Source organism: Bacillus sp. FJAT-14266 (assembly GCF_001719225.1).
In the GTDB taxonomy this organism is placed as follows: domain Bacteria; phylum Bacillota; class Bacilli; order Bacillales; family Bacillaceae; genus Bacillus; species Bacillus subtilis.
The window spans coordinates 1,165,393-1,188,948 of record NZ_CP017072.1 but is presented as its reverse complement, the minus strand read 5'-3'; the positions used below and the strand labels follow the sequence as shown (position 1 = coordinate 1,188,948).

At 43.9% G+C, this 23,556-nt stretch carries 27 protein-coding genes and 1 pseudogene; 9 read left to right on the top strand and 19 right to left on the bottom strand.

Features of this window, described 5'->3' with window-relative positions; all coding sequences use genetic code 11:
- Positions 1-116: 116 nt before the first annotated feature.
- A pseudogene (gene mcpB / locus BGM23_RS06135) lies at positions 117-2,104 on the bottom strand (methyl-accepting chemotaxis protein McpB).
- Between the two features lie 157 nt (positions 2,105-2,261).
- On the opposite strand from mcpB, the gene BGM23_RS06130 reads away from it, so the two are divergent.
- Complete coding sequence (locus BGM23_RS06130) at positions 2,262-2,999, top strand: protein-glutamine gamma-glutamyltransferase (protein ID WP_003243977.1); 738 nt, start codon at positions 2,262-2,264, stop codon at positions 2,997-2,999.
- A gap of 13 nt (positions 3,000-3,012) precedes the next feature.
- Here the strand turns inward: BGM23_RS06130 and BGM23_RS06125 are convergent, their stop codons facing one another.
- From BGM23_RS06125 to BGM23_RS06100, 7 genes are all read right to left on the bottom strand, one after another.
- Positions 3,013-3,267, bottom strand: coding sequence for a hypothetical protein (locus BGM23_RS06125; RefSeq protein WP_003244393.1), 255 nt, complete (start codon positions 3,265-3,267; stop codon positions 3,013-3,015).
- A 257-nt stretch (positions 3,268-3,524) separates the two neighbouring features.
- Positions 3,525-3,923, bottom strand: coding sequence for a secondary thiamine-phosphate synthase enzyme YjbQ (locus BGM23_RS06120; RefSeq protein WP_003243483.1), 399 nt, complete (start codon positions 3,921-3,923; stop codon positions 3,525-3,527).
- Positions 3,883-4,017, bottom strand: a complete 135-nt coding sequence (locus tag BGM23_RS21760) for a hypothetical protein (RefSeq protein ID WP_003243642.1) — start codon at positions 4,015-4,017, stop codon at positions 3,883-3,885. Before BGM23_RS21760 ends, BGM23_RS06120 begins: the two co-directional genes overlap by 41 nt.
- A 25-nt stretch (positions 4,018-4,042) precedes the next feature.
- The gene (locus BGM23_RS06115) at positions 4,043-5,707 is read right to left on the bottom strand and encodes a glycoside hydrolase family 13 protein (RefSeq protein ID WP_019712494.1); all 1,665 of its coding nucleotides are present in this window, start codon (positions 5,705-5,707) and stop codon (positions 4,043-4,045) included.
- Between the two features lie 126 nt (positions 5,708-5,833).
- Entirely contained in the window at positions 5,834-7,123 is a 1,290-nt protein-coding gene (locus BGM23_RS06110; RefSeq protein WP_019712493.1) for a hemolysin family protein, read from the bottom strand.
- Between the two features lie 43 nt (positions 7,124-7,166).
- Entirely contained in the window at positions 7,167-7,844 is a 678-nt protein-coding gene (locus BGM23_RS06105) for a zinc metallopeptidase (protein ID WP_003228889.1), read from the bottom strand.
- Between the two features lie 41 nt (positions 7,845-7,885).
- Entirely contained in the window at positions 7,886-8,149 is a 264-nt protein-coding gene (locus BGM23_RS06100; protein ID WP_003243434.1) for a YuzI family membrane protein, read from the bottom strand.
- Positions 8,150-8,195: 46 nt separating this feature from the next.
- On the opposite strand from BGM23_RS06100, the gene mstX reads away from it, so the two are divergent.
- Positions 8,196-8,528 carry a biofilm formation protein MstX gene (gene mstX, locus BGM23_RS06095; RefSeq protein ID WP_003228886.1) on the top strand — a complete coding sequence of 111 codons (333 nt, stop codon included), beginning with the start codon at positions 8,196-8,198 and terminating at the stop codon, positions 8,526-8,528.
- Positions 8,525-9,511: a potassium channel protein KbfO gene (kbfO, locus tag BGM23_RS06090; RefSeq protein WP_003242502.1), complete on the top strand. Its 987-nt coding sequence runs from the start codon at positions 8,525-8,527 to the stop codon at positions 9,509-9,511. The genes mstX and kbfO overlap by 4 nt, the downstream gene beginning before the upstream one ends.
- On the opposite strand, the gene BGM23_RS06085 is transcribed toward kbfO, so the two are convergent.
- The 5 genes from BGM23_RS06085 to BGM23_RS06065 all read right to left on the bottom strand — a co-directional run bounded on the left by BGM23_RS06085 (position 9,508) and on the right by BGM23_RS06065 (position 14,303).
- Complete coding sequence (locus tag BGM23_RS06085) at positions 9,508-9,912, bottom strand: YugN-like family protein (RefSeq protein WP_003228878.1); 405 nt, start codon at positions 9,910-9,912, stop codon at positions 9,508-9,510. The genes kbfO and BGM23_RS06085 overlap by 4 nt on opposite strands.
- 59 nt (positions 9,913-9,971) lie before the next feature.
- Positions 9,972-10,343 carry a hypothetical protein gene (locus BGM23_RS06080; RefSeq protein ID WP_082359942.1) on the bottom strand — a complete coding sequence of 124 codons (372 nt, stop codon included), beginning with the start codon at positions 10,341-10,343 and terminating at the stop codon, positions 9,972-9,974.
- A gap of 58 nt (positions 10,344-10,401) precedes the next feature.
- Positions 10,402-11,754, bottom strand: a complete 1,353-nt coding sequence (locus tag BGM23_RS06075; protein WP_003243401.1) for a glucose-6-phosphate isomerase — start codon at positions 11,752-11,754, stop codon at positions 10,402-10,404.
- A 111-nt stretch (positions 11,755-11,865) separates the two neighbouring features.
- The gene (locus BGM23_RS06070; protein ID WP_029725856.1) at positions 11,866-13,038 is read right to left on the bottom strand and encodes an iron-containing alcohol dehydrogenase; all 1,173 of its coding nucleotides are present in this window, start codon (positions 13,036-13,038) and stop codon (positions 11,866-11,868) included.
- Between the two features lie 101 nt (positions 13,039-13,139).
- Positions 13,140-14,303 (bottom strand): iron-containing alcohol dehydrogenase, encoded by a 1,164-nt coding sequence (locus BGM23_RS06065; protein WP_003228869.1) that lies wholly within the window; start codon positions 14,301-14,303, stop codon positions 13,140-13,142.
- 229 nt (positions 14,304-14,532) lie between these two features.
- On the opposite strand from BGM23_RS06065, the gene BGM23_RS06060 reads away from it, so the two are divergent.
- Positions 14,533-14,769 (top strand): DUF378 domain-containing protein, encoded by a 237-nt coding sequence (locus tag BGM23_RS06060; RefSeq protein WP_003220771.1) that lies wholly within the window; start codon positions 14,533-14,535, stop codon positions 14,767-14,769.
- A gap of 78 nt (positions 14,770-14,847) precedes the next feature.
- On the opposite strand, the gene yugI is transcribed toward BGM23_RS06060, so the two are convergent.
- The 3 genes from yugI to BGM23_RS06045 form a co-directional block, all read right to left on the bottom strand.
- Positions 14,848-15,240, bottom strand: coding sequence for a S1 domain-containing post-transcriptional regulator GSP13 (gene yugI / locus BGM23_RS06055; protein ID WP_003228864.1), 393 nt, complete (start codon positions 15,238-15,240; stop codon positions 14,848-14,850).
- A gap of 201 nt (positions 15,241-15,441) precedes the next feature.
- Positions 15,442-16,602 (bottom strand): aminotransferase, encoded by a 1,161-nt coding sequence (locus tag BGM23_RS06050; RefSeq protein WP_029725857.1) that lies wholly within the window; start codon positions 16,600-16,602, stop codon positions 15,442-15,444.
- The gene (locus BGM23_RS06045; protein WP_009968070.1) at positions 16,603-17,103 is read right to left on the bottom strand and encodes an Lrp/AsnC family transcriptional regulator; all 501 of its coding nucleotides are present in this window, start codon (positions 17,101-17,103) and stop codon (positions 16,603-16,605) included.
- Positions 17,104-17,250: 147 nt separating this feature from the next.
- Between BGM23_RS06045 and BGM23_RS06040 the strand changes: the two genes are divergently transcribed.
- Entirely contained in the window at positions 17,251-18,072 is an 822-nt protein-coding gene (locus BGM23_RS06040) for an alpha/beta fold hydrolase (RefSeq protein WP_014480683.1), read from the top strand.
- 25 nt (positions 18,073-18,097) lie between these two features.
- On the opposite strand, the gene BGM23_RS06035 is transcribed toward BGM23_RS06040, so the two are convergent.
- Positions 18,098-18,358: a YugE family protein gene (locus tag BGM23_RS06035; protein ID WP_014480684.1), complete on the bottom strand. Its 261-nt coding sequence runs from the start codon at positions 18,356-18,358 to the stop codon at positions 18,098-18,100.
- 86 nt (positions 18,359-18,444) lie between these two features.
- Between BGM23_RS06035 and patB the strand changes: the two genes are divergently transcribed.
- The 3 genes from patB to kapB all read left to right on the top strand — a co-directional run bounded on the left by patB (position 18,445) and on the right by kapB (position 21,453).
- Positions 18,445-19,608 (top strand): cystathionine beta-lyase PatB, encoded by a 1,164-nt coding sequence (gene patB / locus BGM23_RS06030; protein ID WP_029725858.1) that lies wholly within the window; start codon positions 18,445-18,447, stop codon positions 19,606-19,608.
- A 126-nt stretch (positions 19,609-19,734) separates the two neighbouring features.
- Complete coding sequence (gene kinB / locus BGM23_RS06025; RefSeq protein WP_003228853.1) at positions 19,735-21,021, top strand: sporulation sensor histidine kinase KinB; 1,287 nt, start codon at positions 19,735-19,737, stop codon at positions 21,019-21,021.
- A gap of 45 nt (positions 21,022-21,066) precedes the next feature.
- Complete coding sequence (gene kapB / locus BGM23_RS06020; protein ID WP_029725859.1) at positions 21,067-21,453, top strand: kinase-associated lipoprotein KapB; 387 nt, start codon at positions 21,067-21,069, stop codon at positions 21,451-21,453.
- Positions 21,454-21,479: 26 nt separating this feature from the next.
- Here kapB and kapD read toward each other — a convergent pair whose 3' ends face one another.
- Positions 21,480-22,097 carry a 3'-5' exonuclease KapD gene (kapD, locus tag BGM23_RS06015; protein WP_003228846.1) on the bottom strand — a complete coding sequence of 206 codons (618 nt, stop codon included), beginning with the start codon at positions 22,095-22,097 and terminating at the stop codon, positions 21,480-21,482.
- A gap of 75 nt (positions 22,098-22,172) precedes the next feature.
- The gene (locus BGM23_RS22090; RefSeq protein WP_003243502.1) at positions 22,173-22,376 is read right to left on the bottom strand and encodes a hypothetical protein; all 204 of its coding nucleotides are present in this window, start codon (positions 22,374-22,376) and stop codon (positions 22,173-22,175) included.
- On the opposite strand from BGM23_RS22090, the gene BGM23_RS06005 reads away from it, so the two are divergent.
- Entirely contained in the window at positions 22,279-23,487 is a 1,209-nt protein-coding gene (locus tag BGM23_RS06005; protein WP_224913148.1) for a multidrug efflux MFS transporter, read from the top strand. The genes BGM23_RS22090 and BGM23_RS06005 overlap by 98 nt on opposite strands.
- Positions 23,488-23,556: the final 69 nt, after the last annotated feature.

The window sequence follows — 23,556 nt, the reverse complement described above, 5'->3', positions numbered from 1 at the left end:
ACATTGAAAATGGAGGAAAAAATGAAAAATAGTTCTAAATTCACCTGTTAAACTAGGACTTTATTATTGTTTACCATATAAAAAAACAGCGCTTTGATAGCGCTGTTTTTCGGTTTTTACTCGATTTTAAATTGTTTCGTCAGATCGCGAAGCTCTTCTGCCATCTGCGCAAGAGTCGTCGCTGAGGAACTGATTTCTTCCATGGAAGCAAGCTGTTCTTCAGCTGATGCGGCAATGTCCTGGATGCTTGCCGAGCTTTCTTTCGACACGTCTGCAATGCCGCTGACTGCTGCTGAAACATGCTGTGAACGGTCTGACAGCTGCTCGACGGTGGAATTCATCGTCTGCAGCTTGCCCGCGATTTCGTTTGTCATGCTGAAAATGCTCTGGAAGCTTTCTTTTGTATTGTCTGTGACAACAAGTCCGGACTGTACTTCCTGATTGACCTCTTTAAACATGTGAAGAGAGGTGTCGATTTCTGCGACGATTTCTTGGATCAGCTTTTCGATTTCTTTCGCTGAATCGGCTGATTGGACAGCCAGCTTGCGCACCTCCTCCGCTACGACAGAGAAGCCGCGTCCTGACTCTCCGGCACGCGCCGCTTCAATGGCTGCATTTAGTGCAAGCAGATTTGTTTGGTCAGCGATTCCGTTGATGACTCTCAAAATGCTTGTGATGTCTTTTGATTTTCCTTCTAAGCCTTTGACAACAGCTTCAGCCTGCTGAACAGATTGATTAATCGAGTTCATTTGTCCGACTGTCTGCTGCACAAACTTCTCACCCGTTCCGGCGATTTCCGTTGATTGGATAGATGCCTTTGTAATATCTGACGATGTTTGTGAGACTTGCTGGAGTCCTTCATTCATTAAGTTCAGCTGATGAGAGCTGGATTCAACCTTTTCGCTTTGCTCCTCGTTTCCGTTTGAGAACTGCTCAATCGCCATCGTAATATGCTCGGTGGCTTTACTCGTCTGCCCGGCAGATGCGGTAAGCTGTTCGGAAGATGCGGCCACATTGTTCACCGAGTCCTGAATAGCGCTGATCAGAGAGCGGAGAGATTGTCCCATTTCATTGAAGCTTTCCCCAAGCTCTCCAAGCTCATCCTTTGAATGGATTTCGATCGTTTCGGTCAGATCCCCCTGCTGATCGTTTTCGATGATTGAACAAGACGTTTTAACGGTTTTGTAATCGAACGAACGATAAACAGAATTAAAATTCCGCCTGCCACAATGGAAGCAATCAGCACAATCATTCCTGTTGTCAGCACAGACTTTGAGGCATCCTTAATTTCATCCATATACATTGTGCCGGCTATTTTCCAACCAGTCAGTTCGTTTGTAGTATAGGTCATCTTTTTATCTTCGTTATTAAGAGTATACTGGAGTTCACCGCTGTCATTCGCATACATTTTGGCTACCCAGTCGCCTGAAAGCTTTTCTCCAGCCTTATGGTTCTTGTGGGCGACATAGGTTTTGTTTTTTGTTGCAATGAAAGCATAACCTTCTTTTCCGACCTTGATTTGTTTCATTTGTTCTAACAATTTATCAATGGTAATATCCATGGCGACAACGCCAGATCCGTCCTTCAGCTCCTGTGCAATGGTAATGACCATGCTTCCGTCACTCGCAGCCACGTAAGGATCTGTCACGACAATTTCACCGCCGGCCTTCATCGCATCCTGGTACCAAGGCCGTTGTCTCGGGTCGTATCCTTCCGGCAATTTTTCTTTTGGCGCTTGTACATAAGTGCCGTTATCTGCGCCCCCATAAATTCTGGCTACTCCTTGATTAATAGATACATATTGTGAAAATTTAGCTTTGATCTCTTCTTGATTTGATTTCCCTTTGAATGCGGATCTTTTAAGAGATTCACTGAAAAAGGTGACTGCTTTCGCTTTTTCTCCCAGATCATTTGTAACAGTTGTATTAAATGTATCGACACTGTTTTTCGCATTTCCCATAATTTCCTGATCCAGCTTTCCGCTGGCGCTTCGGTAAGAGCTAAATTCTAATATAAGAATAGGGATAATGAGAATCGCAATAAATGAGACGATTAATTTCTTTGAAATAGACGGTTTCTTCAGCCAATTGATAAAAGTCTTCATGTCACTTGCTCCTTCAGGTTTGATACAGTATATATCGGCTGCTTAAAAAAGTTTTAAAATAAAAAATGGAAGAAGTTCTTTTTGGCTGTCTTCTGCCTTTTTAACTTTCATTGCCCAAGCTCTTTGCATATCTTATAAAAAACAAGGGGGGCTAAACATGATTATTGTATCAGGACAATTGCTCCGTCCCCAGGATATTGAAAATTGGCAGATTGATCAAGATCTGAATCCGCTCTTAAAAGAGATGATTGAGACGCCTGTTCAGTTTGATTATCATTCAATTGCTGAACTGATGTTTGAGCTTAAACTGCGGATGAATATTGTAGCAGCGGCAAAGACGCTGCACAAAAGCGGGGCGAAGTTTGCCACTTTTTTAAAAACATACGGGAATACAACGTATTGGAGGGTTTCACCGGAGGGCGCCTTGGAGCTGAAATACAGAATGCCGCCTTCAAAAGCGATTCGGGACATTGCAGAGAACGGCCCGTTTTATGCGTTTGAATGCGCAACCGCAATCGTTATCATTTATTACTTGGCCTTAATCGATACAATCGGAGAAGATAAATTCAATGCCAGCTTTGACAGAATTATTTTATATGACTGGCATTATGAGAAATTGCCGATATATACGGAAACAGGACACCACTTTTTCCTTGGAGATTGTTTGTATTTTAAGAATCCTGAATTTGATCCGCAAAAGGCGCAATGGAGAGGCGAAAATGTGATACTACTGGGGGAAGATAAATATTTTGCCCATGGTCTTGGAATCTTAAACGGAAAGCAAATTATTGATAAGCTGAATTCTTTTAGGAAAAAAGGAGCCTTACAGTCAGCCTACCTTCTGTCTCAGGCGACCAGACTGGATGTTCCGTCTCTTTTCCGCATCGTCCGCTAAAAAGCCCCATCGCCTATTTTCCGGACGATGGGGTTTCAAATGCCTTTCGTTTTCGATAGAAGGGGGCTGTGCCAAAATATTGGTTCGCAGCCCACTCCATTTTTTCAAGGTCATTTCTTGTCACGATTGGATCCTGGCTGCTCCATTTGATAAAGCGGACAAAATAGTAGCCTTTGATAGGAACCATTGTAACTTTTGAGTGAGGCCAGCCTTCAAATACAAACTCAATTTTCCCTCTTTTTTTATAAGAATATTGAAGAATGTTCATATCTGTCACCTCAGTTTATCAAGTTACGTTCGGCAAAGCTCGGTACGTTTACATCCATTGATTAACTATCCCTCATGCAGGCTTTCCGGAAAACAAAGGGTGAGGCGCGTGTCTCTTTCCCTCGCTTTTTATTTCGCATATGGACGAATGCCAAGCACGCCTTCATTCGATAAAGCCGCAGCGTGGGCGGGTGTGACAAGCCCTCCGGCTATCGGCGCTTGTTCAGCGATCATGCTTTTGTCATAAAAAACAGCCTATTATCCCATCATTTTGATATAGCATGTCCGGGTGCGAGGCCCGTCAAATTCGCAGAAATAAATGCCCTGCCACGTTCCAAGAATAAGCCGGCCGTTTTCCACAATGACATGCTGTGAAGCTCCGACCGTACTCGACTTCATGTGTGCAGCTGTATTGCCCTCCATATGGCGGTCCAGCTCATGTTCCCACGGATATACCTCATCAAACCTTCTGAGCATATCTTTTTTGACGTCCGGATCGGCATTTTCATTAATTGTAATGCCCGCAGTCGTATGCGGACAGTAAATCAGCGCTGCGCCGCTCGTTATACCTGTTTCTTGAAGAAACGCTTCCACCTCCCGGGTGATATCTATCATTTCATCTCGTTTGGTTGTTTTGATTTGCAGTGTTTTCAGCATTTGTTTCTCCTTTCGTTTGTCCGCTCTCATCGCTTAATTCGTTCTGTGTTCTTTTTTTTCCTGTTAAACCGCTCTCATAAACCCGATAAAACAAAAAAACTCCAGTCTAAGGCTGGAGTTTAGCACCATAGATATATTCTTGCTTCATACGGCTTTAAGAGTACTGATGTCATATGCTTGTGCGGCTCTGTTTCAATATTTGACAAGACGAGTGCATCTGATGACAATGGCAATCCAGAGTGCCTGAACAACGCCGGTGTTCCTGTCAGATTGGCCGCAATCAGTGCAGTATGGCTCTCGTTTTTCCGAAGATATGCAAAGATTTGCTGATCTTCCGGTAAAATGAGCTCGTATGTCCCGTTAATAAAAACATCATATGTTTGGCGCAGCTTGATCAAGCTTTTGTAAAAATGGTAAACGGATGTTTTATCGTTTTTTTGCGCCTCGGCATTCAGCCATTTGTAATTGTCATTGATTCCGATCCACGGTTTGGCCTCAGAAAATCCGGCGTATGGACCAGCATTCCATTGCATCGGCGTTCGCGAATTGTCTCTTCCCTTTTTCCAGACAATCTTCATCACATCCTCGTGTGATGTGCCTTTCGCTGTTTTTGTTTCATACAGGCGTTTCAATGCGACATCATCATAGTCCTCAATAGATGGAAAAGCCACGTTCGTCATCCCGAGTTCCTGTCCCTGATAAATAAACGGTGTGCCTTTCATGAGAAAATAAACAGCGGAAAGCGCTTTTGCACTTTCTTTCAGGTACACTCCGTCGTCTCCCCACACAGAAACTGAACGGGGCTGGTCGTGATTCTCCATAAACAAAGCATTCCAGCCGATCCCTTCCAGACTGTCCTGCCAGTCAGTTAAAATTCGTTTAAATGCAACGATATCAATACTTTCATTGATCTCTACATCCCACAGGCCGAGATGCTCAAATTGAAAAATCATGCTGAATATGCCGTTTTTTTCTCCAGCCCAATCAGCTGCTTCTTTTGCAGCGACGCCGTTTGCTTCACCAACTGTCATAATCGGATAGCGGGAAAATGTGTTTTCCTTCAGCTCTGTTAACAAATCCATAATGCCGTCAGCATTCATATGATAAGGAAAGGAAGGGACATAGTCCAGTCCCTTTGGATTCGGCATGTCAGGAAACCCTTCTTTTTTCTTAATATGCGTAATGGCATCCACCCGAAATCCGTCAATTCCTTTATCAAGCCACCAATTGATCATGTCATAAACGGCATTCCTCACCTTTTCATTTTCCCAATTCAAATCAGGCTGTTTTTTATCAAAAAGGTGCAGATAATACTGGCTTGTCTTTTGATCATACTCCCAAGCCGGCCCGCCGAAAATGCTTTCCCAATTGTTGGGCGTTTTTCCGTTTTTGCCGTCTTTCCAAATATACCAGTCGCGCTTTTCCGAGTGTATGGATGAACGGGATTCTATGAACCATGGATGTTCGTCGCTTGTGTGGTTCACAACGAGATCCATAATCAGCTTCATATCCAGATCATGAATGTCACCAAGCAGCTCATCAAAATCTTCCATCGTGCCAAACTCGCTTAATATGTTTTGATAATCCCTGATATCATAGCCATTATCGGCATTCGGTGAATCATACAGCGGGCAAATCCATATGACGTCAGCGCCCAGCTCTTTTATGTAAGAAAGCTTGGTTCTGATTCCTTGAATATCCCCGATTCCGTCGCCATTTGAATCTTTAAAACTGCGGGGGTAAATTTGGTAAACTACGGCTTCCTTCCACCAAGCCTTTTTCATACAGCCACTCCTTCCCAGTGTACCGTTCTTATATATCCTATGTAGAAAAAGGTCTTTACAGCATTGCTTTTTAAGAAATGACTTGATGACACAAAAAACAGCCGTTTGTTCCCCGGCTGTTTTTTATCAAAAATCAGTTTTTTTTATTTCTACAAAACGGATGTGGTGATCTTCGGCGTCGAGGATTTTAAATTCACAGCCCTCCGCGTGTATCACATCCCCTGCTTTCAGCTCCATTTTTTGCGTTAGAAGCCAGCCTGCAATCGTATCAATTTCTTCATTTTCAATCGCAATGTCGAGAAGGTCATTCACTTCGTCTATTAGCGCTTTTCCATCCATCACATAATGGTGCTCGCCCTTTTTCAGGATGTGCGGTGTTTCATCCTGATCATACTCATCGCGGATTTCCCCGACGATTTCCTCGATAATATCCTCTACAGTGACAAGCCCCGCCGTTCCCCCGTATTCATCGACAAGAATCGCCATGTGAATCCGCTCCTTCTGCATGCGGATTAAAAGCTGCTGAACAGGAATGCTTTCAATGACTCTGATAACGGGCCTCATGATTTGCTCCAGCTTTATCGGCTGGCCGAGAAAATAAGCTTTAAACATATCTTTGCTGTTGATGATCCCTAAAATATGATCCTTGTCATCTTTGATGACAGGGTAGCGTGTATACCGTTCATTAATGATGTGATGAATTGCCTCTTCAAGCGACTGCTCCAGAGAGATAACCGCAATTTCTGTCCGCGGAATCATAATCTCTCTCGCTACCCGGTTGTCAAATTCAAAAATCTTATTTACATAGCGGAATTCAGACTGATTGATTTCTCCCTTTTCATAGCTTTCAGAAAGGATCAGCCTTAGTTCCTCTTCGCTGATGACAACCTGATGCTCCTTTACCGAATGAAAGCCAAACAATTTCACAAGAAAACTTGCAGAGCCGTTTAATGCTTTAATAAACGGGTACGTGATTTTATAAAACCAGATCAGCGGCTTTGCAATCCATAAGCTTACAGCTTCAGCTTTTTGAATAGAAACCGTTTTCGGGGCAAGCTCCCCCATCACCACATGCAAAAAAGTGACGATGATAAATGCAACTACAAATGTGACAATGTGGTTAAACGGTTCCGGTATGCCTGTCATTGTAAATAAGGGATGAAGAAAACGTTCAAATGTAGGTTCACCAAGCCACCCAAGGCCGAGGGCTGTAATCGTAATCCCGAGCTGGCAGGCTGATAAATACTCGTCAAGATTGGAGATGATTTTATGTGCGGCTAGTGCTCGGCTGTCACCGCTTTCGATGAGCTGATTGATTTTTGAACCTCTGATTTTGACGATCGCAAATTCCGCTGCAACGAAAACAGCCGTAATGCCAATCAAAACAAAAATGGCGATCAATTGTAAAATAAGCAAAAAAAGCCCTTACCATAAATGGTAAGGGGCCACCTCCTTAACGTTAATTCTCATCACGACCGTTTAAGAAAATCATCACAAAACGAAGTAGTTCAAACAGGGAAACCAGGGCGGCGGCCACATACGTTAAGGCAGCAGCACTCAGCACTTTATTTACCCCATTTTCTTCATTGTTTCGGATGAATCCTTCTGACACAATAATCTGCTTCGCACGTGAACTTGCATTGAATTCGACAGGCAATGTAATCAGCTGGAAAAAGACAGCCGCTGAAAACAGTATGATGCCAAGCCCGATCAAATTCAGGCTGCCGAGAAGCATGCCTCCTAAGAAAAGCAAAGGAGCTACACCGGATGCAAAATTCACGACTGGGAAGATTTTATGTCTCAGCACAAGCGCACCATATGACTCCTGATGCTGCAAGGCATGTCCGACTTCATGGGAAGCTACGGATATGGCGGAAATTGAGCGGCCGTAATAGACCGGCTCAGATAAACGCACCACCCGTCTTGTCGGGTCGTAATGGTCTGTTAAAGTGCCTCTTACCGGTTCGACCGGCACGTCGTAAAGACCGTTTATATCTAAAATCCGTCTTGCCGTTTCTGCCCCTGTACGTCCGCTTGAGGCTTCCACTTTTGAATATTTTTCAAAGTTGCTCTTTACTTTAAATTGTGCCCAAAACGACAATCCCAATGCGGCTATTGTTAAAAATATAAACAGCATTTTTTCATCATCCTTTGTTCATGATCATTTCTCTATTACGATTATTTTAATGAGTTTTCTTTCTCGTGTACAGAAATGCGCTTTTTCTTCCGGCTTGGAGCACACAATCCAATCAGCAAAAAGAACAGGCCTGCTGAAAACAAATAAAAGGCGAAACTGCCGGCCAGTTCTTTCAGAAAATGAAGCCAGGAGAAGCTTCCGGAAAAGTGATTATATGAATTCAAATCGAAAATAAACAAAATCACCGCGGATGCCGCCAGCTGCGTACCGATTAAAACCACGATCGTTCTTTGAAAGATCGTCATCTTTTTCATCCTTTTTGTTTTAGTTTATGGAGAAATCCGGTTTTATATGTTTTGTACATTTTTTGAAAAACATCACCGGAAGTGGGACATACTGTTAGAAAAAAGCACGGGTGTGATGGAAGCTATGAAAGTGACGAGTGAGGAAAAGGAACAGCTGAGCACAGCAATCGACCGAATGAATGAAGGACTGGACGCGTTTATCCAGCTGTATAATGAATCGGAAATTGATGAACCGCTTATTCAGCTTGATGATGATACAGCCGAGTTAATGAAGCAGGCCCGAGATATGTACGGCCAGGAAAAGCTAAATGAGAAATTAAATACAATTATTAAACAGATTTTATCCATCTCAGTATCTGAAGAAGGAGAAAAAGAATGAAATCAAATCGGATATTTATTTCATGGCTCAGGTGGCCGTTATTTATCCGAATCGGGGTTATTATTTTATGTCTGATTCTTTTGTTCGGCCAAATCATTTATATACTTGAGCCTAAGCAGTTCACTTCGGTATTCGAAGGTATTTGGTGGGCTGTCGTTACGGTTTCTACAGTCGGTTATGGAGACTATGTGCCGCACACTCCGCTGGGACAGGCAGCCGGAATACTGCTGATTTTGAGCGGAGCAAGCTTTGTCACAGCGTATTTCGCTACGTTATCAGCGGCCGCATTCAGCAGACAGCATCGCTACATTGAAGGAAAAGTTGCTTACAAAGGCCGGGACCACATCATTCTGATCGGGTGGAATGAAAAAACAAACCGGCTTTTGAAGGACCTTCAGCTTGCCGCCCCTTCCAAAACAGTCGTACTAATCGATGAATCCTTAACAGAAGGCCCGCTTATTGAAAACGTTCATTTCATACGCGGGCACGCTGCCGATGATGGGACACTGAAACGGGCCAATATTACTGAAGCGGAATCAGTGATGATTACTGCCGATCAGTATAAAAGTGAAACTGATGCTGATATGCTGTCAGTGCTGACTCTTTTATCTGTTAAAGGTCTTAATCCCCTTGCTTACTGCATCGTCGAGATTTTAACTGACCGTTTTGTCACCAATGCGGAACGGGCAGGCGCAAACCAAATCATCGGAACTTCAGAATTTATCAGCCGGGCGATGCTGCAGCATTACCAAGTCAAGTTACGGCCGTCTAAACAGCAGAACGGAATCAAGCTGACACTTGATCAGCATGTGGAGCTTCTTGCTGTTCCTGACGAACTAAAGGGAGCGGCTTACAAAACCTGTGTTCTCTATTTCCTTGATCACAACACAACAATTATAGGCATACAAAAAAAGGAGGGGCCGATGCTTTCCCCTCCTCTTACATACAAGGTGCTCGAAACAGATCAATTCCTTGCCATCTAGTGTAACAGAACATCCTCCAATTCTTTCACGAGAGAGGCGCCGATATCCAAAAATGCCGGATCAATTTCCGCGTCCCGCCTTTCCGGTTCGGAAAATTGATTAAACAGTGATTGGAAAGGCCCTCCCTCGGCGTGATCGTCAACATCCGCCTGAAACACCTGTCTCAGCATAAATGGCGTTCCGATCCGGACGGCCGCCCCTCGTTCATCGAGACTGCCCTGTACCGCATTGACGGGAATTCTTAAAAATAAATAGCCGTCTCTATCATCAATTTTATAATCAAAGTAGCCATGATCGTATTCCCAGCCGCCGTTTATCACATAACCGAGCGGCTTCATCACTTGTTCCAGTTCTTGAAGCAGAAAAGACTGCCCATCTATCGCGGAAGGTATTGGTATCATCAGAATGCCCCTTTTTTCACTTATCCTGTCCCGCCGAACAAGACTTCATTCAGAGGCGCCTACATGGAAATCGTTGTTTCTTTCGCGCGGCCAACAGGAAAGAAAGCGCATTCAATTAAGAAGTAAACAGCCATTGCCGCTGCAAGCCATACAGCTGAATCCCAAGACACATAAACAACCGTTGCATAGAGTCCTAATTTAGTGAAAAGAGTATGGGTTCGTTTTAAATGCAAAATCCGATGTACCGCATCGGTAAAAAGGGCAAGCGGCAAACCAATGAGAAGAAAGGAGTGGATGAAAAAATGTGACAGCGTGCCGCCAAAGCTTGAAGAAAACTCTGTATACACGGCATCAAAGGAGATAAGGAAACTTAAAATAGCTGCAGAAAAACCGGCAATGATGAGATGTTTAACCAATTGTTTCATGAACATCAGCACCTTTCTGATTTTATAAAAAGCCGACCGGCAAATGCCAGTCAGCTTTCTCACATTAATCTTCCAGACGTTTTTCAAGCTCTGCTTTTTTCTCTTCAAAGCCAGGTTTGCCGAGTAACGCAAACATATTGACTTTATACGCTTCTACACCAGGCTGGTCAAACGGATTGACGCCAAGGAGGTAACCGCTCATCGCGCAGGCTTTTTCGAAGAAATATACAAGGTATCCAAAAGTATATGCATTCAGCTCAGGAATGTTAACGATTAAGTTCGGAACATTTCCGTCTGTATGGGCAAGCATTGTACCTTGGAATGCTTTTTTGTTAACGAAATCAACAGTTTTACCGGCTAAATAGTTCAAGCCGTCAAGATCGTTATCCGCTTCCTCAATTGTCAGTTCATGTTTAGGCTTCTCTACGTTCAGGACCGTTTCGAATAAATCTCTGCGGCCTTCTTGTACATACTGGCCTAAAGAATGAAGGTCTGTTGAATAGTTCGCTGAAGAAGGATAAATGCCCTTCTCATCTTTCCCTTCGCTTTCTCCGAACAGCTGCTTCCACCATTCCGCAAAGTATTGAAGCGCCGGTTCGTAGTTGATGAGCATTTCAATTGTTTTGCCCTTATTATAAAGGACATTGCGAACAACCGCATATTGGTATGCTGGGTTATCTTCCAGTTCAGATGTTGCAAAATCTTTGCTCGCATCCAGGGCGCCTTTCATCATGTCGTCAATGTTGACGCCGCTGACAGCAATCGGCAAGAGACCTACAGCTGTTAAAACTGAATAACGGCCGCCGACATCGTCAGGAATTACGAATGATTCAAAGCCTTCTTCGTTAGAAAGCGTTTTTAATGCGCCGCGCTCTTTATCAGTTGTTGCATAAATCCGCGCTTTCGCTTCTTCTTTACCGTATTTCTCTTCAAGAAGCTTGCGGAAAATACGGAAAGCGATTGCAGGTTCAGTTGTCGTACCTGATTTAGAAATCACATTAATAGAGAAGTCAACATCTTCAAGAAGATCCATGACGTCTCTCATATAAGATGAACTGATGTTGTTCCCGATAAAAATGACTTGCGGATTGCCGCGTTTTGCTTTTGGCAAAGTGTTATAAAACGCGTGATTCAGCGCTTCAATCGCTGCCCGCGCTCCAAGATAAGAACCGCCGATGCCGACAACAAGCAAGACATCAGAGTCAGATTTGATTTTTTCCGCGCTTTTTTTGATGCGCGCGAATTCTTCTTTATCATAATGTTCAGGGAGGTCCACCCAGCCTAGAAAATCGCTGCCCGCGCCTGTTTTCTCATGGATATTATGGTGTGCTGTTTTTACAAAGTCCCGCAGGTATGTAAGTTCATGTTCGTTGAAGAAAGTCAACGCTTTTGAGTAGTCAAAGCGTACATGCGTCATTGCTTGTCCCTCCATAACGGTATAATGTTTTCATCTTTCACTTTATATGAACTTATCTGTGAAATCAAGTCAAGAAGAAAGGGCGGAATGACTGGATTCCGCCCTTTGGGTTTATAGAGACGCGCGAAGGATGGCAAGCACGTCATCTTTGTTCAGTTTTTGGAAGTTGCCGAAGCCCCCGTGTTCCATTTCCTTGGCTGCGATATCAGCAATCAGTTCAAGCTTTTCTTCTCCAATATTGTAATCAGCAAGACGAGAAGGCGCACCGAGGCTTGTCCAGAACGCAGACAGTTTATTGATTCCTTCAAGCGCAATTTCTTTATCTGTTTTGCCTTCAGTATCAATGTCAAACATGTTGAGCATGAGGTTTTTGAAGCGGCCTACATTTGTATCAAGCGTATATCTCATCCAGTTTGGGAACAGTATCGCCAAACCGCCCGCGTGCGGAATATCATACACAGCTGAAACGGCGTGTTCCATTGTATGAGAAGCCCAGTCACCAAAGTAGCCCATTTGGAGCGTGCCGTTTAAAGCGATTGTACCAGCATACAAAATCGTTTCACGAAGCTCGTAGTTTTCCAGATCTTCAAGAAGCTTAGGAGCTGTTTCGATGACCGTCTGCAAAACAGCAAAGCACATTCTATCCTGAAGCGGCGTGTTTTCAACATTATGGAAATATTGTTCGAATACGTGGCTCATCATGTCAACCATGCCGTATACTGTTTGATTTTCTGGAACGGTGAACGTATTTTCAGGGTCTAAAATAGAGAAACGCGGATGAGTGACATTGCTGCCCCATACAAATTTCTCGTTTGTTTCCCAGTTTGTAATCACGGAATCTGGGTTCATTTCAGACCCTGTTGCAGCAAGAGTTAAAACAGTGCCAAACGGCAGCGCATCCTCCGCTGTTACTTTTTTGCTGAAAATATCCCAAGCGTCGCCATCGTATTTGACGCCAGCTGCGATTGCCTTTGTACAGTCAATCACACTGCCTCCGCCGACAGCAAGCAGAAAATCAATGTCATGCTCTCTGCAAAGTCCTATGCCTTTTTCCACTGTTGCAAGACGCGGGTTCGGCTCTACACCTGACAGCTCATGAACAACAGCGCCCTCTTCTTTTAAAATGCCTGTGACTTGATCATAAAGGCCGTTGCGTTTAATGCTGCCGCCCCCGTAAACAAGCAGTACATTCTTGCCGTATTGTTTGAATTCTTTTCTTAATTGATCAAGCTGACCTTTTCCAAAAATCAGCTTTGTCGGATTATAATAAGTGAAATTTTCCATAGTAAAACCTCCAAATGATGCTGGTAAAAAACAGATTTTCCATTGTAACATAAGTTGACAAAAAGAAAAAGGGAAGCAGCCAAACGGCTATTTCCCCTTTTTTATAGAGATGCTTTCAAAATTGACAGCACATCTTCTTTGTTGAGTGATTTAAATTGGCCGAATGTACCGTTAGCCATTGCCTTGTCAGCAATTGTGTCAAGCTGCTCATCATTAATATCATAATCAGCAAGACGGTTCGGAGCGCCAAGGCTTGTCCAGAATGCGGACAGCTTATCGATACCTTCAAGGGCAATTTCTTCATCCGTTTTACCTGCTTCTTCAACATCAAACACGCGAACTGCAAGCTGTTTCATGCGGGCAGGGTTTTCAGACAATGTGTGTCTCATCCAGTTCGGGAACAGAATCGCCAGTCCGCCGGCATGCGGAATATCATAAACGGCTGATACTGCATGTTCAATATTATGAGTAGCCCAATCCCCTCTTGCCCCCATAGAAAGCATGCCGTTTAATGCGATTGTTCCTGTGTACAGGATCGTCTCACGCAATTCGTAATTTTCGAGATCATTAATCAGCTTAGGCGCTGTTTCAATGACTGTACGCAGAAGTGATTCACACATGCGGTCCTGATACGGCGTGTTTGATACATGATGGAAGTATTGTTCGAATACGTGGCTCATCATGTCAACCATCCCGTAGATCGTATGGTTTTTAGGTACTGTGAATGTATTCACCGGATCAAGAATCGAGAATTTAGGGAATACGAGCGGGCTGCCCCAGCCATATTTTTCCTTTGTTTCCCAGTTTGTAATAACAGATCCTGAGTTCATTTCTGAACCAGTCGCAGCGAGAGTCAATACCGTTCCGAATGGCAAAGCATCTTTTGGCTGATGCTTTTTCGTAACGATATCCCACGCATCACCATCATACTTTGCTCCTGCGGCAATCGCTTTTGTACAGTCGATTACGCTTCCGCCTCCGACAGCCAGCAAGAAATCAATGTTTTGTTCTTTACAGATGGCAACACCTTTATTAACAGTCGACACACGAGGATTCGGTTCCACACCTGCTAATTCATGCACGGTCGCTCCGGCTTTATTCAGCTGTTCAATCACTTGATCATACAGGCCGCTGCGTTTAATGCTGCCGCCTCCGTACACAAGTAATACGTTTTTTCCGTAAGGTTTGAGTTCCTCCGGAAGTCTTTCCACTTCGCCGCGCCCGAAAATTAATTTGGTCGGATTCCAGTATGTAAAGTTTTGCATGACATCTCCTCCTTAGATTTTTTATTATGCAGAATGTCCTCACCACATGTAAAGCAATCAGCTCTCACCGATCAGCATACCAGATGGTTTTATTTTGCAAGTTGCTGGGAAAGAAGCTGATATAAGCGAGGGCAGGCCAGCTTCCCTCATATGGAGAATGCATGTATAGATTCTCCAATATGTCACAATCTATAACTGTTTTAATAATTCATGGAGGAGGTTGCAAAACATGAGTACCATTCAAAGAATTTGTCTTGTATTAACCATCATTGGCGCCATTAACTGGGGACTGATCGGATTTTTCCAATTTGACTTAGTAGCGGCTATCTTCGGCGGCCAAGGGTCAGCTCTTTCCCGAATCATTTACGGACTTGTCGGAATCGCCGGCTTAATCAACCTCGGTCTGCTATTTAAGCCAAACGAGGAAAGATCACGTGAAGAAGCAGCAAATCCTGAAATGCGATAGGATATCAATCACGCTGAAATAGGATTTTGCATGAAATCAAAAGCACCGAACATTCCTGTCCGGTGCTTTTTTTCATGCTTATTTTTTGATAAGGTCTTTGCGGTTGGACATTTCGATCCACTCTTCAAGCTTATCTTTTAATGTGTTGAAACCTTGTGGTGTAGAAGCTTCTTCGCTTACTTGAGCAGCTTTAGGTTTTCTTGGTTTGCTTTCTTTTTTCTCAGGCGCAGCTTGTGTCGCACGAATTGAAAGGCTGATTTTGCCTTTTTCTTCATCAACAGCAAGTACTTTTACTTGTACTTCGTCGCCAACTGAAAGGTGCTCGTTGATATCTTTTACGAAACCGTGAGTCACTTCAGAAATGTGTACTAAACCTTGAGTTTCTTCATCTAATGCAACAAACGCACCATACGCTTGTAATCCTGTAACTTTACCAGTGTAAACACTGCCCACTTCAAATTTTGCTGCCATTCATAACAACTCCTAAGTTAAATTAAATATCTGTTTATACGCAATTTAAAATTATATCACACATGTCTTATTTCCGCAAAGAAAACTTTTTCATAAAAAATCAGGTTTATACACAGCAAAAAGGGGGTAAACTGAAAATACCAAAGGCTTTCTAGTATTCCCCCCTTTTATTGGATGCGAACAAAAGGTTCGTATCTTTTTTTATGTTGTTTTGTGCAGGAAGCGTTTCATTCTGACTAACGCTTCTTGAAGCTGTTCAATCGAGGTTGCGTATGAACAACGGATATATCCCTCACCGCTCGGACCAAACACACTTCCAGGAACAACTGCCACTTTTTCCTGCGTCAGTAGCTCCTCGGCAAACTGTTCTGAACTCATTCCCGTGCTTTTAATAGATGGAAAAGCATAGAAAGCGCCGCCCGGATGATGACAGCTGAGACCGATTTCATTGAGCGATTCTACAAACAGATTCCGTCTTCTTCGATAGCTTTTTTTCATATTTTCTACGTCTTCCATGCCGTTCTTCAGGCCTTCAAGGGCGGCAAACTGCGCCATTGCGGGCGCGCACATCATCGCATACTGATGAATTTTAAGCATGGCATCCCGAAGCAAGGATGGTGCCGCGGCAAAACCGAGCCTCCAGCCCGTCATTGCAAATGCTTTTGAAAAGCCTGAGATGACTACCGTCCGTTCCTTCATTCCCGGTAATGCCGCTATACTTGTAAATTCCTCATCATATGTCAGCTCCGCGTAGATCTCGTCGGCTAAGACGATGACATCATGTTTTTTGGCAAACTCAGCAATCTCATTCAGCTCTTCCTTCGAATAAACCGAACCTGTCGGATTCGATGGTGAGCAGATGAGAATAGCCTTTGTTTTTTCAGTGACTGCCGCTTCAAAATCAGCAGCCGTTGCTTTAAATCCTTTGTCTGCCGTTGTATGAACGTGAACCGGGATACCGCCTGCCAAAGAAACAAGCGCATCATACGCCACAAAACACGGCTCAGGAATGATGACTTCCTCACCTGGATTCACAATGGCGCGGATCGCAATATCCAAAGCCTGACTTGCCCCCACTGTCACAATCAGCTCATTATCTGGCGAGTAGCTAAGATCAAACCTGTTGCTCAAATAACGGCTGATTTCCTCCCGCAATGAGTATAAACCCGCATTGGCCGTGTATGACGTATATCCTTGTTCAAGAGAGAGAATGCTTGCTTCGCGGACATTCCACGCGGTAACAAAATCAGGCTCGCCGACGCCTAAAGAAATGACGCCTTCCATCGTTGCCGCCAAATCAAAGAATTTGCGGATGCCGGATGGTTTTATTTGTTGTACATAGTCTGATAAATACGAAGTCATTTACGGTGACACCACGATTCTTTTGTCGTCGTCTCCTGTTTCAAACACTTTGCCGTCATGCTTGTATTTTTTCAGGATAAAATGGGTTGTCGTAGATACAACTGAATCAAGCGTTGAGAGTTTATCCGAAACAAAACGCGCTACGTCAGACATCGAATTGCCGCGAATCACGACAGACAAATCGTATACGCCTGACATCAGGTAAACTGATTCAACCTCTTGGAATCGGTAAATCCGTTCCGCCACTTCATCAAAACCGACGCCCCGCTTCGGCGTTACTTTGACGTCGATCATGGCCGTAACGCCCTCATGTCCGTCTACTTTTCGCCAATCAATCATAGCGGAATAATCGATAATAACCTTTTCTTTTTCCAGTTTGTCAATAATTGTTTTTACTTCATTTACAGGGATGCCCGCCATCTTTGCGATTGTTTCTAAATCGGCGCGGCTGTTTTCGTCTAAAATTTCTAATATTTCTGTTTCTTTTTCTGTCAGTTTCATTTGATTCACACCTTTGCAATGTCAAGAAATCTCATGACATTATATCACGTTTTTTGACGAATGCTAAGAAAAAACGAGGAGAAACTTCCGCTAGAATTTACAATTTCAGGGCATAATACAACCATCAAAAAAAGGGAGTGACACAGAATGGAGGCGGTTTCACCAATAAGGCGGTTTACGGTCGATGGAGTCAATGTATACTACGAACATTATCAAAATCCCGGCAGGCAAACGCTGGTTTGCGTACACGGTTTTTTATCATCTGCATTCAGCTTCAGAAAAGTAATTCCTCTCCTTCGGGACAAGTACGACATCATCGCGCTTGATTTGCCTCCTTTCGGCCAATCTGAAAAATCAAGAACGTTTATCTATACCTATCAAAACCTTGCTAAGCTTGTCATTGGGATTTTGGAGCACTTGCAAGTGAAACAGGCTGTGCTTGTCGGGCATTCTATGGGCGGGCAGATATCGCTGTCTGCTGCTCTCCAAAAACCTGAGCTTTTTTCAAAGGTTGTGCTGCTTTGCAGTTCAGGGTATTTAAAACGTTCACACCCGACGATCATTTTCGGGACCCATATCCCGTATTTTCATCTTTATATCAAACGCTGGCTCTCGAAAGAAGGCGTGATGAAAAATTTATTAAATGTGGTGCATGACAAATCGCTGATTGATGAGGAGATGATTGACGGCTATGGCAGACCGTTTCAGGACGAGCAGATTTTCAAAGCCATGACAAGGTTTATCCGCCACAGAGAAGGAGATTTAGAACCCGAGCAATTGAAGAAAATGAACAAGCCTGCTCTATTGATTTGGGGCGAGGAGGATCGAATTGTCCCAATGGAGATCGGTAAACGGCTGCACGCAGATTTGCCTAATTCCGTGCTGTACTCACTTGGCCAGACCGGACATCTGGTGCCTGAAGAACGGCCTGAACTTGTTTCTGAACACATTGCTGATTTTATCAATTAAAAAAACCGGTGCTGAACCGGTTTTTTTAAGGCGTGCAGGAGCTGCTGTTTTTAATGAATAAAAGCTGGCCAGCCACTTCCCGGCAGCTGTCGATCGGCAGCGTTTGTTCAAAAGAAGTTTCAAATATTTGCTGAATGCTTTTCGCCAGCACGTCAGGATCGTCTTCATCATAGACTGCCTGCACGACATCAACAGCCTCCGTTTCGTAAAACTCTTCTCCATATTTAAACGGGTCCCATTTGGCAATGATCTTAATCATTTCCCTGACCGCTTGACTTTCTTCCATATTCATCACCGCTTATAATAAAATTTGCAGTTCTATCTTATCATAGTGAAGCTTAGAAGAATAAACATACATGAGGGGGTAACAGAATGAACTTTGATAAACGAGAAGAACGCCTTGGCACCCAATCGGTCAAATGGGACAAAACAGGCGAATTATTTGGCGTGACAGACGCACTCCCGATGTGGGTGGCGGATATGGATTTTCGCGCGCCAGAAGCGATAACTGAAGCGTTAAAAGAGCGTCTTGACCATGGTATTTTTGGTTATACAACTCCAGATCAAAAAACGAGGGATGCTGTGTGCGGATGGATGCAAAACAGGCACGGCTGGAAGGTGAATCCGGAAAGCATCACATTCAGCCCCGGCGTTGTAACGGCTTTGAGCATGGCGGTACAAGCTTTTACGGAGCCGGGCGATCAAGTAGTTGTTCAGCCTCCAGTTTATACGCCTTTTTACCATATGGTGGAGAAAAACGGCCGGCACATTTTACATAATCCGCTGCTAGAAAAAGACGGCGCATATGCAATGGATTTTGAAGATTTGGAGACGAAGCTTAGTGACCCAAGTGTTACATTGTTTATTTTATGCAATCCTCATAACCCTTCTGGGCGTTCATGGGGCCGGGAAGACTTACTGAAGCTAGGCGAATTGTGCCTTGAGCATGGCGTCACAGTTGTATCGGATGAAATCCATTCTGATTTAATGCTGTACGGACACATACACACGCCGTTCGCTTCGCTCTCTGACGATTTCGCTGATATTTCTGTGACATGTGCTGCTCCAAGCAAAACATTTAATATCGCCGGATTGCAGGCTTCAGCAATCATTATTCCGGATCGCCTGAAGCGCGCCAAGTTTTCCGCAAGCCTTCAGCGCAATGGTTTAGGCGGACTGAACGCGTTTGCCGTCACTGCAATCGAAGCCGCGTATTCAAAAGGGGGACCGTGGCTTGATGGATTGATCTCTTACATTGAGAGAAACATGAACGAAGCGGAAGCCTTTTTGAGCACCGAGCTGCCAAAGGTCAAAATGATGAAGCCGGATGCATCATACTTGATTTGGCTCGACTTCAGCGCTTACGGCTTGTCCGATGCAGAGCTTCAGCAAAGAATGCTAAAAAAAGGAAAAGTTATTTTAGAGCCCGGGACGAAATACGGGCCTGGCGGAGAAGGATTTATGCGCCTGAACGCAGGATGCTCTCTTGCAACCCTGCAGGACGGCCTGCGCCGCATCAAAGCCGCATTATCGTAAATATAGCTGTTAAACGCCTTTACGTCTTCATTTGTAAAGGCGTTCTTAATAAAGGAATTTTATATTTTACTTCTAATATTTAGTGTTATAATAGATTCATATTTTATACGAAAGGATTTCACACGAATGGAAATTCTAAAAGACTATCTTCTGCACATCTGCTTTATTTTGTTTCCTATTCTTCTTTACCAAGTGTTTTGGCTTGGAAAACCTGCGATTCTTGTGCCAAAAATAAACAGCGGTTTAGTCACGCTCTTCGCCTGCGGCGCCTCCGTTTTATGCATTATTTTCCCGATTCATGAAATGGACTACATACAATACGGCCTTCAGATGATTCCCGTTATCATTTGTTTATTTTACATTAGTACCGCTTCCGGACTTACAGTCGCCGCATCTGTCCTATGTTTTGAACTGCTTTTTTACGAACCTTCCGCAATGTTTGTTTTCACTTTGCTGCCTTTTCTTATCATTATCCCAATCTTATTTCAGAAAAAATGGCCATTCATGTCCAAAGCGAAAAAACTGCTGCTGTCTTTATTGATCAGCTGCGTGGAGATTTTCCTATTTTTCGCCTCAAGCTGGATTCTTTCCGCCTTGAATATTTTAAATTTTCAAAAATCAGGAATTTTCGTTTACGAGGCGGCAGTCTCAGGGCTTTTCCGCTCCAGTGTTCTTCTATTAAGCATCTATATTATCGAAAGCATCGCCGAAAATATCGCCCTGCGCTCACAGCTTATCCATTCTGAAAAAATGACGATTGTGAGTGAACTGGCAGCGAGCGTCGCTCATGAGGTCAGGAATCCGCTGACAGTTGTCCGCGGGTTTGTCCAGCTGCTTTTTAATGATGAAACCTTACAAAACAAGTCGAGTGCAGATTACAAAAAGCTTGTACTGTCAGAGCTTGACCGGGCGCAAGGCATTATTACAAACTATCTCGATATGGCCAAACAGCAATTATACGAAAAAGAGGTTTTTGACCTATCTGCCCTTATCAAAGAGACAAGCTCCCTTATGGTGTCGTACGCCAATTACAAGTCAGTAACCGTCGAGGCTGAAACAGAACCGGACCTTTTGATATACGGAGACGCAACAAAGCTGAAGCAGGCTGTCATCAACCTGATGAAAAACAGTATTGAAGCGGTTCCTCACGGTAAGGGGATGATCCACATATCAGCCAAAAGAAACGGCCATACGATCATGATCAACATCACAGACAATGGGGTCGGGATGACAGACCATCAAATGCAAAAACTCGGCGAACCTTATTATTCCTTAAAAACGAACGGAACGGGACTCGGCCTCACCGTAACCTTTTCCATTATTGAACATCATCACGGGACCATTTCATTTAACAGCAGCTTCCAAAAAGGCACTACGGTGACCATTAAGCTTCCCGCTGATCTTCCTCACTAGCAAATCGATTGGAACTTTAATAGAATAAATGCGAGGTGATGACAGATGAGCACGTTTGAAACAGGCTCTATCGTTAAAGGATTTTACAAAACAGGTGTATACATAGGAGAAATCACGGCTTGCAGGCCGCAGCACTATTTAGTGAAAGTGAAAGCGGTTCTTACCCATCCCGCTCAAGGAGACCTTCATCATCCAAAACAGGCGGATGTGCCATTTTTTCATGAGAGAAAAGCGCTTGCATATGGTGAACAGACCAATATCCCCCACCATATGGTGAAGCCTTATGATGGTGAAGTGCCGGATTATACAAAATCTCTGCGGGAGGCGGCAGCACAGCTGAGAGCCAAATTGAATGAGGATGGTTCGGAGTGGGCAAAGCGCTCCCTTCATAATCTGAACATTTTAGAAAAAGAATATTTTAACCGGCCATAACCCAGTCTGACAAAAGATTGGGTTTTTTACGTCGCGCGCTTCAACAGTTCGGTTAAATCGATTCTCTCGCCGATTGTGGGCGGTTTTGGCTTTTCGAGATACTGCTTATCCTGCTCAACAAGCTTAAAAAGTTTATATGCTGTAAGAGCATCATCAAGCGCTTTATGATGGGTGCCGGTTCCGGAATCTCCATACTCTTCGGCAGCTTTCCATAAACCCGTCAATGTCCGGTCTCCAAAAAAGTTTTTGTATTCAAGCGATAAATCTCTCATTTCTCCCTTAAACGGGAAAGGGATATGGTTAAACATACAGTTTTGCTTCAGCACTTTCATATCCATGTTTCCCCACGTAATAATTGTGCTGTTTTTCTCAGGATCCAGCTCGTTTAGTTTACGGATGAAATCCTCGAATCTCATTCCTTCGTCTACCTGTTTTTGGGTTATTTTTAAAAATGATTTGCAGCGTTTCGTAAGCTTCGGGAACTTTTTCGGTCTAACATAGCTAGAAAACGTCTCAACCACTTCATCATCAATCGACTTTACAATTCCGGCTTCAATGATTTCCGGGAAGAAGTTTTGAGGACTGTACTTTCCATCGGGCATTGTAAATTCGAAATCAATAATGAGTAAGCTGTTTGTCGTCACCTTTTTACACCTGCCTTTCCTCCGATCAGAAAATGCTATCTTTATAGTATATCAATTCCCCTTCTCGACATTTCTTCATTTTCTAAAAATAATGAATTTTCCCAGCCGCTTCGTTTCTTTTAAATTGTGAATCGTTTCTTTATAATTAGTAAGGAACCCGAAATAATAAGAAGGTGATGTTATTTCTATCCGTAAGAAAAACTTTGTCATTGTGTGGCTGGCGAACTTTTTTGTCTCCGCTAGCACAACGATGATCGTTCCTTTTCTCTCCTTATACATTGAGACGCTCAGCTCTTTTTCAAACGGCTTTGTGCAAAGGTGGAGCGGCTATGTGTTCGGCATTACATTTCTCATGGCGTTTTTGGTATCCCCGTTTTGGGGACGGTTCGGAGACAAACGCGGATACAAGAAAATCCTTATGGCAACCGGAACGGGCATTGCCCTCAGCATTTTCTTCATGGGCTTTGTTACATCGGTGTACCAATTGTTTTTTCTGCGTATGGCAATGGGTCTTGTAACCGGATTCATCCCGACTTCTCTTGCGATGATTTCGGCACAGACTCCGAAGAGCTCAGCCGGCAAAACACTTGGCACGCTGCAAATGGGGCAAGTGTCCGGAAGCTTGTTCGGCCCGCTTTTGGGAGGCATGCTTGCTGATCATTTCGGCTTTACGTATACCTTTTTTATCACATCCTTTGTGATTTTCTCGTCTGTTCTTCTCGTGTTATTTGGTGTCAAAGAAAAGCCTCTTGCAGAGAAAACAGCCAAACGTACGTCTTACTCGAGAAAAGAAGTGCTCTCCTATATTTTTCACCAGCCGGCGCTGTGGGTCATGATGCTGTTAACCATGCTGATTCAAACAGGCAATTTCAGTATCCAGCCCCTGCTCGCTTTATATGTAAATGAGCTGCACGGACCTGTCAATCTTGCCTTTTTCTCCGGCATGGCATTTTCAGCAACGGGGCTCGGAAGTTTGCTGCTGGCTAGAAAATGGGGTGATCTGGGCGACCGCTACGGCCACCGCCGCATTTTAATCGGACTTTTGCTCGCCGCCTCTTTCTTTTTTATTCCGCAGGCGCTCGCGTCCTCACTCAGCGTGCTCCTTGTTTTCAGATTTTTATTCGGAATGGCGATGGGCGGTTTGCTGCCATGCATTACGGCAGCGATCCGCGTTCAGGCTCCCGGCAGCATTCAAGGTGAAGTTCTCGGCTACAATGTCAGCTTTCGCTTTTTAGGAAACGTGCTCGGGCCTCTGCTCGGCGGAATCATATCGAGCCACTTTACCATTTCGGCCACCTTTTACGTCACAGCGTTTCTCTTTTTCGCCGGCGCCTGCATGCTTTGGATCATGCAGAAACTTCGGAAAGATTCTTATGCCAAAGCAAGCTGATTCCGAGAAAAAACTGAGGAATCTTCTAAATTTAACCTTCTCGTAATCTCAAAAGAATGGTACGATATG

Bases quoted from the DNA above. Each gene is read 5' to 3' on its own strand.
- BGM23_RS06130 (WP_003243977.1), top strand. From the start codon at position 2,262: ATGATTATTGTATCAGGACAATTGCTCCGTCCCCAGGATATTGAAAAT.
- BGM23_RS06125 (WP_003244393.1), bottom strand. From the start codon at position 3,267: ATGAACATTCTTCAATATTCTTATAAAAAAAGAGGGAAAATTGAGTTT.
- BGM23_RS06120 (WP_003243483.1), bottom strand. From the start codon at position 3,923: ATGCTGAAAACACTGCAAATCAAAACAACCAAACGAGATGAAATGATA.
- BGM23_RS06115 (WP_019712494.1), bottom strand. From the start codon at position 5,707: ATGAAAAAGGCTTGGTGGAAGGAAGCCGTAGTTTACCAAATTTACCCC.
- BGM23_RS06105 (WP_003228889.1), bottom strand. From the start codon at position 7,844: ATGCTGTTTATATTTTTAACAATAGCCGCATTGGGATTGTCGTTTTGG.
- BGM23_RS06100 (WP_003243434.1), bottom strand. From the start codon at position 8,149: ATGACGATCTTTCAAAGAACGATCGTGGTTTTAATCGGTACGCAGCTG.
- mstX (WP_003228886.1), top strand. From the start codon at position 8,196: ATGTTTTGTACATTTTTTGAAAAACATCACCGGAAGTGGGACATACTG.
- kbfO (WP_003242502.1), top strand. From the start codon at position 8,525: ATGAAATCAAATCGGATATTTATTTCATGGCTCAGGTGGCCGTTATTT.
- BGM23_RS06085 (WP_003228878.1), bottom strand. From the start codon at position 9,912: ATGATACCAATACCTTCCGCGATAGATGGGCAGTCTTTTCTGCTTCAA.
- BGM23_RS06080 (WP_082359942.1), bottom strand. From the start codon at position 10,343: ATGTTCATGAAACAATTGGTTAAACATCTCATCATTGCCGGTTTTTCT.
- BGM23_RS06075 (WP_003243401.1), bottom strand. From the start codon at position 11,754: ATGACGCATGTACGCTTTGACTACTCAAAAGCGTTGACTTTCTTCAAC.
- BGM23_RS06070 (WP_029725856.1), bottom strand. From the start codon at position 13,038: ATGGAAAATTTCACTTATTATAATCCGACAAAGCTGATTTTTGGAAAA.
- BGM23_RS06065 (WP_003228869.1), bottom strand. From the start codon at position 14,303: ATGCAAAACTTTACATACTGGAATCCGACCAAATTAATTTTCGGGCGC.
- BGM23_RS06060 (WP_003220771.1), top strand. From the start codon at position 14,533: ATGAGTACCATTCAAAGAATTTGTCTTGTATTAACCATCATTGGCGCC.
- yugI (WP_003228864.1), bottom strand. From the start codon at position 15,240: ATGGCAGCAAAATTTGAAGTGGGCAGTGTTTACACTGGTAAAGTTACA.
- BGM23_RS06050 (WP_029725857.1), bottom strand. From the start codon at position 16,602: ATGACTTCGTATTTATCAGACTATGTACAACAAATAAAACCATCCGGC.
- BGM23_RS06045 (WP_009968070.1), bottom strand. From the start codon at position 17,103: ATGAAACTGACAGAAAAAGAAACAGAAATATTAGAAATTTTAGACGAA.
- BGM23_RS06040 (WP_014480683.1), top strand. From the start codon at position 17,251: ATGGAGGCGGTTTCACCAATAAGGCGGTTTACGGTCGATGGAGTCAAT.
- BGM23_RS06035 (WP_014480684.1), bottom strand. From the start codon at position 18,358: ATGGAAGAAAGTCAAGCGGTCAGGGAAATGATTAAGATCATTGCCAAA.
- patB (WP_029725858.1), top strand. From the start codon at position 18,445: ATGAACTTTGATAAACGAGAAGAACGCCTTGGCACCCAATCGGTCAAA.
- kinB (WP_003228853.1), top strand. From the start codon at position 19,735: ATGGAAATTCTAAAAGACTATCTTCTGCACATCTGCTTTATTTTGTTT.
- kapB (WP_029725859.1), top strand. From the start codon at position 21,067: ATGAGCACGTTTGAAACAGGCTCTATCGTTAAAGGATTTTACAAAACA.
- BGM23_RS22090 (WP_003243502.1), bottom strand. From the start codon at position 22,376: ATGTATAAGGAGAGAAAAGGAACGATCATCGTTGTGCTAGCGGAGACA.